6 protein-coding genes are annotated in these 15,729 nt (G+C 42.1%); 1 reads left to right on the forward strand and 5 read right to left on the reverse strand.

Annotated elements, in window-relative coordinates; all coding sequences use genetic code 11:
- Positions 1 to 116: 116 nt before the first annotated feature.
- The 5 genes from NSS87_RS08885 to NSS87_RS08905 all read right to left on the reverse strand — a co-directional run bounded on the left by NSS87_RS08885 (position 117) and on the right by NSS87_RS08905 (position 7,380).
- Positions 117 to 980, reverse strand: coding sequence for an AraC family transcriptional regulator (locus NSS87_RS08885; RefSeq protein WP_188114583.1), 864 nt, complete (start codon positions 978 to 980; stop codon positions 117 to 119).
- A gap of 144 nt (positions 981 to 1,124) precedes the next feature.
- Entirely contained in the window at positions 1,125 to 2,807 is a 1,683-nt protein-coding gene (locus NSS87_RS08890) for an alpha-glucosidase (protein WP_339246380.1), read from the reverse strand.
- 94 nt (positions 2,808 to 2,901) lie between these two features.
- Entirely contained in the window at positions 2,902 to 5,220 is a 2,319-nt protein-coding gene (locus tag NSS87_RS08895) for a glycoside hydrolase family 65 protein (RefSeq protein ID WP_339246382.1), read from the reverse strand.
- A 233-nt stretch (positions 5,221 to 5,453) separates the two neighbouring features.
- Positions 5,454 to 6,110 carry a beta-phosphoglucomutase gene (gene pgmB / locus NSS87_RS08900; RefSeq protein ID WP_042186321.1) on the reverse strand — a complete coding sequence of 219 codons (657 nt, stop codon included), beginning with the start codon at positions 6,108 to 6,110 and terminating at the stop codon, positions 5,454 to 5,456.
- 223 nt (positions 6,111 to 6,333) lie between these two features.
- Positions 6,334 to 7,380, reverse strand: coding sequence for a LacI family DNA-binding transcriptional regulator (locus NSS87_RS08905; RefSeq protein ID WP_042186323.1), 1,047 nt, complete (start codon positions 7,378 to 7,380; stop codon positions 6,334 to 6,336).
- 744 nt (positions 7,381 to 8,124) lie between these two features.
- Here NSS87_RS08905 and NSS87_RS08910 point away from each other — a divergent pair.
- Positions 8,125 to 15,639 carry a pullulanase gene (locus tag NSS87_RS08910; RefSeq protein WP_339246385.1) on the forward strand — a complete coding sequence of 2,505 codons (7,515 nt, stop codon included), beginning with the start codon at positions 8,125 to 8,127 and terminating at the stop codon, positions 15,637 to 15,639.
- Positions 15,640 to 15,729: the final 90 nt, after the last annotated feature.

A 15,729-nucleotide genomic window follows, 5' to 3' on the forward strand; every position in this document is an offset into this window, starting at 1 on the left:
TATTGAATCACATAATCTATTTATTATACCAAGATTAAGCCGATTCTCAAAATGAAATCCTAGAAATTCTGAAAGAAAGAAAGACTATCCGGAATTCCGAATAGTCTAAGTAAGTATTAATTTTTTTTCATAACCGGTATCCAGATCTCGCAGCGATAATCCTCTGCATCAGGTCTTCCCGGAAGGTATAACTCAAACTCGGGTCCTCCTGTATGCTCATAGCCTGTTGCAGGGAACCACTCCTGAAAGATCCGTGACCATGCTTGCTGAATAGCATTCGGCATTGGCCCTACTGAGGTGAACACAGCCCAACTCGCAGCTGGTATCGTCGTAGAAGCAAAGCCCTGAGCGTCCGTCTCTGGAGAGGCTTCGACAGCAATCCAATAGGAGAAGGTTTCTTTTTCGTGATTGAAATCTTTACAAATACCAAGGATGTCCTTATCAACACCGATCTCAATCAGCTTATCCGACGTACCATTTTCATTAGCTTCAATCCACAGCTGGGGGATACGGCGTAAATTCTCCCCATCTTTCGTTGTCATTTCCTCTACTAGTCCGATAACATTAAAAGCGTCTCTTGTCTCAATTCTGTAGTCCATTTCTTTATCTCCCTTCAGTGATAGATGGAAGGAGAGTCTAGGGAAGGCTTTGAGCTGTACCCCTGACTCCCGCGCAGCAGAAGGAGTAATTCCATGTGCTTTGCGGAATGCTTTGGCAAACGACTCGGGAGAGTCATATCCGTATTTTAATGAGACATCTAGCACCTTAACTTTAGAAATAGCGAGTTCCTGTGCCGCCAGAGTTAGTTTGCGTTTACGGATATAGTCTTTGACTGATACTCCGGTGAGCATGTAGAACATACGCTGGAAGTGAAAAGGGGAGGAATAAGCAACCTTTGCTATATCTTCTATATTAAAGGTTTCCTCCATTTTGCTCTCCATATAATCTAAAGCTTCTTTCATGCGGATAAGCCATTCCAAGCCTGCCATCTCCCTTTGAGTTCATACTAACATGCCACCATTTGCAAATCCTGTTATTCCTTGCTCTCTAATGACAGGTTGCTGATGGAAGAATAATCTTAACAAAATCATCCTATATAGTATAACTCAGGAAGGTGGAGAGAGTCAGCTTTGTAATCTGTACACTCTTGCTTCGTAAGGACGCAGAATTTCTCGTGTTGGTGATTCATCCGGGTAATTTCCAATGATTAAATCAGTAACGGTGCTCAGCTCAGCGGAGAGATCAACGGTTTGAGGGGCCTCGTTGAAGTTCAGCAGGATCAGCCATTGTTCATCCTCTAAAGTTCTTGTATAAACATAAAGGTTCTCATGATCAGGCAGTAGCAGCTTATATTCTCCATATACCATAATCGGATTTTTTTTGCGTAAAGCAATTAATTCCTGGTAGTAGTAGAAGATTGAATCAGAATCCGCCAATGCTTGCTCCACATTAATTTCCTTGTAAATCGGATTTACTTTGAGCCATGGTTCTCCTTCTGAAAATCCGGCATTAGCAGATGCATCCCATTGCATTGGGGTACGGGCATTGTCTCGGCCTTTGACATGGATAGCGTTCAGAATCGTTTCATGATCTGCGCCACCCTCAGTTACTTTTTCACGGTACATATTCAGAATTTCGATGTCTTTATAATCTTCCAGCGTTGTGAATTTTACATTCGTCATCCCAATTTCTTCACCTTGGTAAATATAAGGGGTGCCTTTAAGTGTATGTAGTAAGGTAGCGAGCATTTTGGCAGATATTACGCGATACTTCCCATCATCACCAAATCGTGAAACCATACGCGGCTGGTCATGATTGTTTAAGTACAGACTATTCCAACCCTTTTCAGCCAAACCGATCTGCCATTTATGAAGTATGCCGCGCAGTTTAGTTAATGTCCATGGGGCTACATCCCATTTGCCTCCTGGGCCGGAATCTACGTCCATATGCTCGAATTGGAATACCATTTGAAGTTCTTCACGATCTTCGTCAGTGTAAAGAACGGCATCCTCTACTGAAGCCCCTGGCGTTTCCCCGACGGTCATAATGTCATAGCTTGAAAGAACTTTTTGGTTCATTTCATGTAAAAACTCATGGACCCGGGGGCCATTCATAAAGTAATCGCCACCCCAAGCAAGTTCCTCTGGCGCCTCGCCCTCGATTTGGAAGGAAGGTAGCCCTTCTGCTTTAGAAATCAAATTAATGACGTCCATCCGCAATCCATCCACACCCTTGTCGAGCCAGAAGGTAATCATCTTGTATAATTCCTCGCGCAGCTTTGGATTGTCCCAGTTGAGATCCGGTTGCTTGCGTGAGAACAGATGTAGATAGTATTCACCGGTAGTCTCATCTAGTTCCCAAGCCGGACCGCTGAATATGGAACTCCAATTGTTTGGACGTTCGCCATTCGGTCCACCTGGACGCCATATGTAGTAATCACGGTATGGATTATCTTTTGACGAACGGGACTCTACGAACCATTGATGTTCATCAGAAGAGTGGTTGATTACAAGATCCATCATTAGCTTAATGCCACGATCATGCAGTCCAGTCAGTAGTTCCTCCCAGTCTTTTAGCGTGCCGAACTCATCCATAATATCTTCGTAATCGCTGATGTCATAACCATTATCATCATTTGGCGATTTATACACTGGTGACAACCACACTACATCGACACCGAGCTTCTGCAAATAATCCAGACGTGAAATGATGCCTTGCAGATCTCCAATACCGTCACCATTACTATCTTGAAAGCTGCGTGGATAGATTTGATAAACGACAGCTTCCTTCCAAAAGGTTCTTTTCATTAATAATCACTCCTTATATAAGTTATCCATTTAGGAAAAAAATAAAGAGACCCTAAAAAGCTATTGGCTTCAAAGGGTCTCTTGTGGTGTCGGTTTATACTGTGACGGAATTGCTGTCAGCAGTGATGCTGCTTAGTCCGTTCACGGTATATTCTTTGTCATAGATAGTAATAGAAGCTGGAATATCAGTTTCATTCGTAACCGTAACCTGTGCGTCCGAAACGCTTACTTTTAGACGGGAGCCGCGGAACATGATTTTGAAAGAGTACGCTGTCCAGTGACCTGGGTTCGATGGGCTTAGAGCCAGTCTGCCATCATGAACACGTAATCCGCCGAAGCCATGTACGATTGACATCCAAGTACCGGCCATACTAGTGCTGTGTAAGCCGTCTTCGGTATCATTGTTATAGTTATCAAGATCCAGTCTTGAAGTACGCAAGTACATTTCATAAGCCTTATCCTTATATCCTAGTTCGCTGGCTAGAATAGAGTGGATACAAGGGGATAGGGAGGACTCATGAACAGTGATCGGCTCGTAAAAGTCGAAATTCCGTTTTTTTGTATCCAGATCGTAGCGGTCCCCTAGGAAATATAATCCCTGCAGAACGTCTGCTTGTTTAATAAAGCAAGAACGAAGGATACGATCCCAAGACCATTTTTGGTTTAGCGGCAGGTTCTCAGCTGCCAGATCCTTGACTTGAATAATCTCTTTATCTAGGAAGCCATCTTGTTGCAAGAAGATACCCATTTCTTCATCTGCAGGATAATACATTTTGGCAATGATATCATTCCATTTTGCAGTTTCGCTCTCTTGGAGTCCTAGTTTATCAACTAGTTCTGCATAGCGTGTGGATTCGTTCTTTTTCAGATAATCCAGAGCTTCTAAGGTATATTCCATAGTCCAGGAAGCCATCCGGTTGGTGTACCAGTTATTATTTACGTTATTTTCATATTCATTAGGTCCCGTTACGCCAAGCATCACGTATTTGTCTTTACGATTTGCATAGTGAACACGTTCTTCCCAGAAGCGGGAGATTTCCACCAGAACTTCAAGGCCATATTGACCAAGATAAGCTTTGTCTCCTGTGTAGTTTACATAGTTGTAAATCGCATAAGCAATAGCACCGTTACGGTGAATTTCTTCAAATGTAATTTCCCACTCATTGTGGCACTCTTCGCCATTCATTGTAACCATTGGGTACAATGCGCCTTTTGCGAAACCAAGCTTACGAGCATTTTCCTTAGCCTTTTCCAAATGCTTGTAACGGTAGATCAACAGGTTGCGAGCAATAGAGGAGTCTGCTGTACTGAGATAGAAGGGAACGCAATACGCCTCTGTATCCCAGTAAGTGCTGCCGCCGTATTTTTCACCTGTAAAGCCTTTAGGTCCGATGTTCAGACGGTCATCTTCACCATTGTAGGTTTGGTTTAGCTGGAAAATATTGAAACGAATCGCTTGCTGTGCCGAAACGTCACCTTCAATAATGATGTCGCTTTCTTTCCATTTCTCTCTCCAAGCTTCTATTTGTTCTGTCAGAAGGGTTACAAAACCAGCTTCCTTAGCAGCTTGCAAAGCAGTTTGAGCAGCATCGACCAATTGTCCAAGACCGTGATTACGTGAGGTTACGTTAGCAACATATTTATAAATGACGACTTGATCGCCAGATTGTACGGATACATTCATTTTGCTGGCTACATATTTCTCTTGTTCAATAGCTTCAGCATCAGCGTTGACTTTCTCACCATTGACAAGGATATCAAAAGCCATAGCAGAGGTTACATGGAAATCGAGTTTTTTAGTCTTAAGGGTGAGGTGTCCACCTTCAGTGCCTGCTTGCTTCTCAACTTCATTCCAGAATTTCTCGTCGTAGTTGGAATCCTTGTTCTTCACGTCACCGTCGAGATAAGGAGTGATCGTAATCTTGCCTGAGAAATTCACAGGAATGATGGAGTAACGAATAGCACCGATTTCTTGACGAGTCATGCTGACGAATCGGATACTCTCAACTTTAACTTCCTTACCATCTTCGAGTGTGGCAGTGAAACAACGGGAAAGCGTACCTTCCTTCATGTTAAGAACACGACGGAAATCGGAAACCGTACATTTTGCCAGGTCTAAAGGAGTTCCTTCAATGTCGATGTTAATACCGATCCAGTTTGTGCTGTTCAGTACTTTAGCAAAATATTCAGGATAGCCGTTCTTCCACCAGCCGACCCGTGTTTTGTCAGGATAGTACACGCCAGCCATGTAGCTGCCTTGTAGGCTACTTCCACTATATTGCTCTTCAAAATTAGCTCGACCACCCATAAATCCGTTGCCAAGGCTAAATACACTTTCAGAGATTTCTTGTGTCTGTGGATCAAAGGATTCTTCAATAATGGACCATTCATCAATTGTTAAATATTGTTTCACGATAACCGGCTCCTTTAAATATGTTGTGGGGATATATAATGAACTATATCTCTACTTTGGTGCTTGTGAGTCGCTCCGCTGGCGAAAGGTTGTTCCGATCGCTAGCGCTTCTACACAATCCTTTCACCATCTCCACTTCAAGCGTACCTCTAGATATACATATTTCATTTATAAGTGGAATGCAGCAGGGCGAATCACATTAACACTTTCAGTTGATTAATGTTCGTTAGACTTTAAGCAAAAGATTTTTTGAGTTGTGACACACTCATATGAGCGAGCGATGGAACGACGATGTTCGCCGCATTGAGCGTTTCCGGTGAACCAATACCAACGCTGAACATTCCAGCACGCGACGCAGCTTCAATTCCTGCTTCTGCATCTTCGAAGACAACACAGTGTTTAGGATCAGCGCCAAGTGCTTTAGCTCCTAAAAGAAAAACTTCCGGATCAGGTTTAGCAGCACTTGTGTGTGTGCCATCGATGATTGCATCAAAGTAAGGGGTCAATCCGGTATTATTTAATATCGTCATTGCGTTCTTACTAGCAGAACCGAGGGCAACTTTGATGCCATTCTCACGGCACTCTTTCAGAAAATCAAGCGCACCTGGCAAAATCTCTGAGCTGTCCATTTTCGCAATATATTCGACATATCGATTATTCTTCTGTTCCGCAAGCTTAGCTTTCTCTTCTTCATCGATAGTTAGTCCGCCGATTTCCAGCAAAATATTTAGCGAGGCAGTTCTGCTAACTCCTTTAAGGCGTTCGTTATCTTGTTCTGTGAAGAGAAACCCTAATCCATCTGCAAGCTCTTTCCATGCGATATAATGGTATTTGGCAGTATCAACGATAACACCATCCAAATCGAACAAGCAGGCTTTAATTTCCGTCATTGTAGTACCTCCTAAAATTTGTGACAGTATCGTGATCCATTGGGTAATCGTATCTGAATTTGCTTTCAATTCGTATAAGCTTTGCTAAAGATGTTAAGTTTATCTTAACCTCAGATTCGAATATTCACCCTGAAAAGAACTGGATCAAGAAGTTTTAGTAATTTAGCGCAAACGTTTGTACAGATTTTCAAAAAATAAATGAAGCGTTGATCGCTTCACTTATTCATTCGGTTTTGTTCTTAGCATGTGAGTACATGGATGACTCTCTCACGATCAAGCGATGTGGAATAACAAATCGGTTTGTATAACCAGCATCGTGATTCGGACTCTTGATATTCTGAATAAGTACCTGAGATGCAGTGTAGCCAAGATGATAAATTCCAATATCAATACTACTGATCGGAGGGCTGGATAATTCAGATAATGGAATATTGTTAAAGCTCACAATAGCGAGATCGTCAGGCACTTTGTATTTCAGCTCATTCAATCCACGTAAAATTCCGAACGATACCATATCATCCACTGCAACTAGAGCAGTAGGCCGATTAGGCAAATTCATGAAAAAAGACATCGCTCTATATCCGCTATCCTGTAGAAATTCACCTTCTACAATCCATTCATCACGCATTTCAAGACCGCTATTCAGCAGTGCTTTACGGTATCCTGCGAGACGATCGCGAGAAACAATTAGATTAGGCGGTCCACTTACGAAGCCAATACGTTCATGACCCATTGAAATGAGGTGGTTTGTAGCATCATATGCTGCCATCACATTATCGTTATCGACAGATAAAATATTCTCATATCGATCACTTCGGCCTACCAGTACGAATGGATAATCGTTACTCTCTAGAAAATCAATAACAGCATCATCTGTACGAGAGTAAAGCAGAATAACACCATCTACTCGACGACCCTTTAGAAGTCTTGAAACGGCTTCCAATTCTTCCTTCTCGTTTGCTCCGGAGCTAATTAACACGTCGTAGCCGGAACGGCTAGCTTGTGTAACGATCCCTCGGATTAATTCCATAAAAAATAAATTTGAGAACAGCTCTTCAGCTGGTTTAGGAAGACTGAAGCATATGCTATTTGTAGTTTTCGACACTAGACTCTTAGCCATCATGTTAGGTGTATAGCCCATATCTTCCATAATAGCTTTGACCTTGCGGGAAGTTTCCAGGCTGATTCTGGGGTGATTGGACAATACCCGGGATACCGTGGAGGGAGATACTCCCGCTTTCTTGGCCACATCCTTAATGGTAACTGTCATAGAAACCTCCTTATGGAACCGTTTGCTTTACACAGTAATATTAATCTAAGAGTTCTAAATTGTAAATAGATAAAGTCATTTGGAAGGGCAATATTGCTACTTTTGGAAAGAGTATTAGAAATTTATGTGTAAAATTGTTTGTTTTCACCAAAAAAGTATGAATGATTTAGCAAGATGGATCTTAATATGTATAAAAGATACCCAATTTCTTTGAGAGGAGCATTTCGTAAATGCAAACGTGTGGCTTGAATTTTTTGGAACAATTTGATTCGAGGAATGGAATTAGAGAGACATTCAAAAAACGGATAAATCTTAAATGGGATTATCAGGTTCACTTTTCTTTATTTTTACTTTTATGATAATTTGAGTTCGTTAAACACATAAAAATACTGGTTGACAATACCATAAATACAGCATTAGTATGTAAATCAAAATATAGCAAGCGTTTACATTGGGCGATTTTGGATCGATCTCAGTTGTGTTAAGGAATGGATTTTATGTACTTAGGTTTGTGCACGACTTATTGCAAACGTTTGCACTGATTTCATGATTTTTGTGATGTTCTTTTACTTTGATAAGGATGGTGATGCTGTTAATCCGGTTTGACGAGCCGCACACATAGACCTTCTCCAACCACAGAAGGAAGACGCATGATTTCATAACCTCAGAATAATTGGCGGGGTTTGAGAAATTATGTATCCGCTTGCACAAAGAGAATTCATAATTATGGGAGGTTTTACAAAAATGAAAATAAATTTATGGGGTAAGAGGACGTTCGCGATCTTCATGATCGTTGCTCTTGTGTTCTCCAGTCTCGGCTTACACCCAGTTAAGGTTTCAGCAGAAACGACAAAGGTAGTTTTGGTCGGTGATTTGCAATCACAGTTTATTTCTACTGGGGCGGAAAATCCCGGCAAGGATTGGGATGAGACATCAGTAGTCACCCAAATGACTTACTCAGACAATGGGTTGTATTCTTTTACTGGGACTCTGCCAGCAGGAGAATATAATTATAAGGTTGCTCTGAACGATAGTTTTGATGAGAGTTATGGCTACGGAAATTACACCAATCCTAATGGAGTTAATAATAAAGGCGATATCCACATCAAGCTAGAAACAGAAACGACTGTAACCTTTTATTATAATGACATCACTCATAAAATAGCTGATTCTACGTATTACACGCCAATTACGCCTAAATTGACAGGAAACCTGCCAGCAGAGGCGTTGTCCACATTAACAGATCCGGATTTTGATGGTGTGTACAGTAGAGTTGTTACTGTGCCGCAGGGAGATTACACATATAAGGTTTCTGTTCCAGGAGCCACAGAAGCAGAGGATATGTCTTATCCAGAAAGCGATCTAGCGTTGAGCCTACCGTTAGATCTTAAGGTAACCTTCAAGTACAATACTGCAGATCACAGTGTGACCGCAGAATATAAAATCCCTACTGAACCTGTAGAGGTTACACCTGTTCCAGCAGGGCACATTCGTGTTCACTACAAAGCTAGTGATTACACCGATAAGGGATTGTGGTTATGGGGTGATGTTGTAAGCCCTTCTGTTGATTGGGCTATGGGTGCGACCCCTTTTCCTGATGGACAAATGGATTCCTATGGTGCATATGTTGATGTGCCGATTAAGGATGGGGCTAAGAAAATCTCATTCATCGCACTTCAGCGTGCAAGTGGTGCTAAAGATGGAGGAGATAAGAACTTCTCGATTAATACTCCACAAACTAATGAAGTATGGATCACAGAAGGCTCTGATGTAGTTACGCCTTATGAACCGGTTAAGCTTCCGGCAAATACCGTTCGGATCCATTATATGAGATCAGATTCCAATCAAAGTCAGTATGGATTATGGTTGTGGGAAGATGTAGCAGTTTCACTTAAGGATTGGCCTAAAGATGCAATTCCATTCCAAGCCGATCAAGTAGGTCGCTTTGGTGCTTATATTGATATTCCATTGAAAGAAGCTGCAAAAAAAATTGGGTTTCTCGTAGTGAACCCGTTGAATGGCGATAATAAAGACGGCGGTGACAAAGGATTTACTCTACTGGATCGTTACAACCAGCTGTGGATAAAAGAAGGAGACAACAATGTATATGTTTCACCATTTGGTGAAACACCTATCGGTTTAGTATCTGCTGAAGTGTTGTCGACGAGCAAAATCCTTCTTGGTTTCACGTTAACTGACGGCTTGGATGCAGCAGCATTGAAGAATGAGATTACCGTTAAAGATAAAGACGGTGTTGCTATTCCTGTATCGGCTGTAACCATTACTAGCAAAACTTCAATTGAAGTTGATACAAAAGCCTTTGATCTGGATAAAGTTCCGCTTAGCGTTACTTATTCAGGCAAAACGGTCTCTGCGGCTAGTGGTTGGAGAATGCTTGATGAAATGTACAATTATACAGGAGATGATCTAGGGGCTACGTACAACGCTGACAAAACAGCCACGTTAAAATTGTGGGCTCCTAAAGCTAGCTCGGTTGTCGTAAATGTGTACGATAAGAATGACTCCAACGTGCTTGTGGGCAGTGTTGACTTAACGAGTGGAGATCAAGGGGTCTGGTCGGTTGATTTGAAGCCGACTGATTTGACAGGCACGACTACAAACGATGTAAGAGGATTCTTTTATCAATATGAAGTGACGAATGACGGTGTAACCAATAAGGTCCTTGATCCTTATGCTAAATCAATGGCGGTATTTACTATGGATACCACAGGTGCAGCTGGTGCTGGCGGGGATACAGTCGGTAAAGCGGCTATCGTTGATTTAAGACTGACGAACCCGGATACCTTTGGTTATGCTGATATTAAAGGCTACGAAAAACGCGAGGACGCAATCATTTATGAAGTCCACGTCAGAGACTTTACATCCGATGTATCGATCGAAGATAGTCTGAGTGGCGAAAGATGGGGCTCTTATAGCGCTTTTGAAAAGAAGCTCGATTATATTAAATCTCTCGGTGTAACTCATATTCAATTACTTCCTGTAATGGCTTGGTATTACGGGGATGAGACGAAGATGGGGACTAGAGAAAAAGAATATTCCGCTAAAAACAATGAATACAACTGGGGATATGATCCTCACAACTACTTCTCTCCAGATGGTGCTTATTCGCAGAAACCTGCTGATCCTGAGGCACGGATTAAAGAATTAAAAGGTTTGATTGACGCCGTACATGAAGCTGGAATGGGTGTCATTCTGGATGTAGTGTACACACATATGGCTAAAAAAGAATTCTTAAACGACATCGTACCTAATTACTACGCGTTCCAAGATGCAAATGGCAACTTTATCGGAGGTTTCGGAAATAATCTGGCCACTAACCATAAAATGGCTGAGAAGTTGATGGTTGATTCCGTGAAATACTGGTTTGAAGAGTACAAGATTGATGGAATGCGCTGGGATATGATGGGCGATGCGACAGCGGAGGCTGTTCAGAATGCTTATGATGCCGCGGCAGAAATTAATCCGAAGGCACTTTTTATCGGTGAAGGCTGGAGAACATTCGGTGGTGCCGCAGCCGATCCTTCCCTTGCTGGAAAAGGGGCAGATCAGGATTGGATGGATAAAACGGATAATGTCGGTGTTTTCTCTGATGAATTCCGTAATGAATTGAAGTCTGGTTATGGTTCCGAAGGTCAACCTAGATTTATTACGGGTGGTGCGCGTCCAATAGCGACAATCTTTAACAATATTAAGGCGGAGCCCTCAAATACGCCTGCTGATGATCCAGGTGATATCGTTCCGTACATCGAAGCGCATGATAACCTGACGCTGCACGATGTTATTGCACAAACGATCAAGAAAGATCCTGCCATTGAGAAGAATGAGCTTGAAATCCAGAAACGGATTAGACTCGGAAACATGCTTGTTCTAACCTCCCAAGGCACTGCCTTCATTCATGCAGGCCAGGAATATGGGCGTACCAAGCAATGGAATAGCACTTCGGTTCCTCAGGATAAGTACACTGAAATGTTTGATAGTGAAGGCAAATCCTTTGGTTATTTTATTCATGATTCGTATGATTCTTCGGATGCTGTCAACATGTTTGATTGGACCAAAGCAACGGATGAATCACAATTCCCAGTACAGAATACAACAAGAAAATACACGTCAGGTCTGATGGAATTGAGAAAGTCTACCGATGCATTCCGATTGGGCGACAAGGATCTGGTTGATTCCAATGTTAAACTAATTCCTGCACCAGAAATGAAGACTGATGATCTTGTCATTGGCTATTCAAACAAAGCTACTGATGGCACAGGTATCTATTATGTTTTCATGAATGGCGATAGCACAGAAAGAACTCTTACTTTATCAGAGGATTTGACGAGTGGTCAGGTGCTTGTTGACAATGATGAAGCTGGTGTTACTGCAGTTAGTCAACAGAGTGGTTTCATTTTAACTGCTAATTCAATCAAGCTAGATCCTTTGACTGCAGTGATTATCAAAATGGAAGCTGAAGCCGCTACGCTTACTTCTATAGAGACCGATAGTGTAAGCTACACGCTGGCAGCAGGCAATACGCATCAAACAGCTGTTTTTGCGAAGTACGACGACAACAGCAGAAGAAATGTTACGCAATTGGCTACTTACACTTCCAATAAGCCTGAAGTGGCTACAGTAACCAGTAAAGGTCAAGTGAAGGCAATTGGTAATGGAACAGCTGTAATTACCATCACTTATGGCGGTATTTCTACAACTGTTACAGTTAAGGTTACGGATAAGAGATATGTTCTGTTCACTTATACCCGTAGTGATAAGGATTATAAGGATTGGAACATCTGGGTCTGGAATACAGGAGTTAAAAATGATCAGATTGATTTTACAACCTTTAAGAATGGCACAGCGAGTGTTTTGATTGAGGTTGCTGAGAATGCGACAAGTGTAGGGTTCGTCCTTCGTAAAGGTGAAGGGGATGATCCTTGGAAGTATAAGGATGCCTACGGGGATGACCGAATCATTCCGCTGACGCCGGGTGAATTATTCACTAAAGTGAACGTAATTAGCGGGGTGAAGGAGTTTGATATCAGCCCAAGTATTAGTGGTCCAATTCTAAAAGATGGATCAATCACTTTCTTATACCGCAATGATGCCTTGTTCCGTATTGGAAATATGGAAGCGATCACGGCTGCTAAAGTAAAAGTGAACGGAAAAACATATCCAATGGTTTATGATTCCGCTAACGAGTGGTTCACTTACACGTTGGCTGATTTAGTAGAAGGTACGTATAAGTATACGTTCTTGATCACGAAAAACGGAATCACTACTGAATTTACAGATCCTAAGAATACAGTGAATGATGAATCTATTGTTGTGTATCATATTCCTGACGTTAAGATTACGACATCCGTGAATCCTGAAGCAGTTACATCTAATCAGAATGCGGTTGTAACCATCAATGTAGTGACTTCAGAAGAGGTAACATATTCAGAGGGATACATGGATTTAACCAATCTTGGAGGACCAAGCAAAGTTAAGCTGGATACGGAGCTGATGAAACAGACAGTTGCTGTGAAGGACACGGTGTCAGCGGGGATCAAAAATATTCCGATTACGCTCGTGGACCAGTACGGAAATTCACATAAAGAAAATGCTAAACTCGAGGTAAAAGCGAGAACCTACACAGGAGATAAGCTGGATTTTGATTGGGATGAGGCTCGTATATACTTTGCGCTTACAGACCGCTTCAAAGACGGAGATCCAACAAATAATGAGAATGTAGATAAAGATCAACTGGAAGCATACCACGGTGGTGATTTCCGAGGAATGATCGACAATCTCGATTATTTGCAAGAACTTGGTATTAACACGCTTTGGATTACGCCAATTGTAGATAATATTGATTTTAATAAAGGTGATGGCTTCAAACAATACGGATATCATGGCTATTGGGCCAAGGACTTTACAAAGCTTGACGAGCATCTTGGTGATATGGAGACCTTCAAGGAATTGATCGAAAAGGCACATGACAAGGGCATCAAGATCATGGTCGACGTTGTACTCAATCATACGGGCTACGGTTTAAAGGCTGAGGATAAAGAGCCGACGATTACAGCTGAGGATAAAGCACGTTTTGAAGGAATGCTTCGTACGGATGGTGTATCCGCGGATACAGATCCAATCAAAGGCGAGCTTGCAGGATTGCCGGATTTCAAAACGGAAGATCCAGCCGTTCGTGAAAAAATTATCGCTTGGCAAACAGGGTGGTTAGATAACGCTCGGACGGAACGTGGAGATACGATTGACTATTTCCGTGTGGATACAGTCAAACATGTAGAAGATACAACTTGGAAAGCATTTAAAAATGCACTGACTTCAATTGATCCAAACTTCAAAATGACCGGTGAATACTTCGGCGGAACCATTGATAGCAATGGTGGAATGCTCGAAACAGGCCAGATGGACGGACTGCTTGATTTTGGATTTAATGATGCTGCGAAAGACTTTACTGATGGTAAAGTTAACAGTGTTGATTCCTATTTGCAGGAACGAGAGTTAAAGATTGATAACACGAAGATGATGGCTCAATTCCTGAGTAGTCATGATGAGGATGGCTTCTTGTCTAATTATGTGGATGGAGATAAAGGCAAGCTGAAAATCGCAGCCGCTCTACAAATCACAGCCAAGGGACAGCCAGTCATTTACTACGGAGAAGAACTGGGGAAATCGGGTAAAAATGCAGGAGACATGTCTAAAGGTGAGTTCAGTGAGAACCGTAAAGATATGCCTTGGGATCAGTTGACTGCAGAAAAGCCACTTCATGATCATTATCAGAAGCTGTTGAATATCCGTGCAAAATACTCCAAAGTGTATTCTAAAGGTACGCGCACGAAGCTGGCAGGTTCAGATGATTTAGGTTATTTAGCCTTCAATAAGTCTTACGATAATGAGAACGTCGTGACGGTTATTAACACTAAAACAAGTGAGGAATCCGCAACGATTCCAGTACCGTTTGCTGCCAATTCATCTGTAAAGGATGAGTACAGCGGTAAAACATACACGGTATCCGAAGATCAAAAAGTAATCATTGATCTACCAGGTAGAGATGATGGGGGTACGGTTATTCTAGCTGCTGTATCTAAAGTGACACCAACACCAACCTCAGGTGGTGCTGAAGTTAGCCCAACAACTCCTGCTGATATGCAAGTTGTCAGTGAGGACAGTTTGAAGAATGGTAAAGATGGAAAGGTACAAATCGATATTGCTGCAGGTAAGACAGCGGTATTGTTACCGTTGCAAGCAGCAAAAACATTGGGATCTAATGATCTAGTATTTAAAGTGGGGGATCTATTACTTACTATCCCTAACAAACTGTTAAGCACAATACCAAGTTTAGCTTCAGGTGTGGATGCGGAAGGTACTCAAATCCTGTTGGAGCTGAAACCATTGGTCCAGTCTGCTACAAAAGCATTAATCGACGGTTTAAACAAAGAGGTGGGGACCGTAACTTCGCTTTCTGATGTGTTTGAATTGAGACTTAGCATTCTGAAGAAAGATGGTACCCGGATTGTTGTTAAGAAGTTCGATGAGCCAATCACGATATCGTTTAAGATTAAAGGCCAATCGAATAAAGATCTATTGGGGATTTACTATTTAGGCGATAATGGCGAGCTTGAGTACGTAGGTGGAAAGCTGAATGGAGACGTGATATCTACACAAGTCACGCACTTTAGTAAATATGCCGTATTAGAGATTGTGAAGTCGTTTGAGGATGTTCCAACTACTTATTGGGCATTCCATGCCATTCAGTCTCTTGCTGCAAAACAAATTGTTTCAGGGGTTACGACAACCGAATTTAATCCGAAGAGCAATGTTAGTCGTGCGGAATTTACCGCATTACTAGTTCGTGCACTTGGTTTAAATGCGGAAGGGCCGGTTCAATTTACTGATATCAAGTCAGATGCATGGTATTCATCATACGTAGCAACAGCGTCTAAGCTGGGCATTGTTAGTGGTCGAAGCAAGGATACTTTTGCGCCGAATGCTTCCATTACCCGTGAGGAAATGGCTATCATGGTGATCCGTGCGCTTGAAGTGAAGTCTGGTAAGAAGATCGAACCAGCAGTGGGTGTCACGACATTTGCAGATGCATCTAGCATTAGCAAGTGGGCAGATAGCTACGTGAAGACAGCAGCAGGTCTAGGGCTTCTCCAAGGCAGAGAGAACAATCAATTTGCTCCAAAAGGGTGGATGACCCGCGCCGAAAGCGCACAGATTATTTATACACTACTGAGCAAGTAAACTGGACTTCGGTGTGCTGATTGTTAGTGCACCGAAGTATTAGTAATTGGCTAGTAATGTGACAGTCATTCTTAGTCATCTCTAATAGAA

It is taken from the genome of Paenibacillus sp. FSL F4-0243 (assembly GCF_037963295.1).
In the GTDB taxonomy this organism is placed as follows: domain Bacteria; phylum Bacillota; class Bacilli; order Paenibacillales; family Paenibacillaceae; genus Paenibacillus_AQ.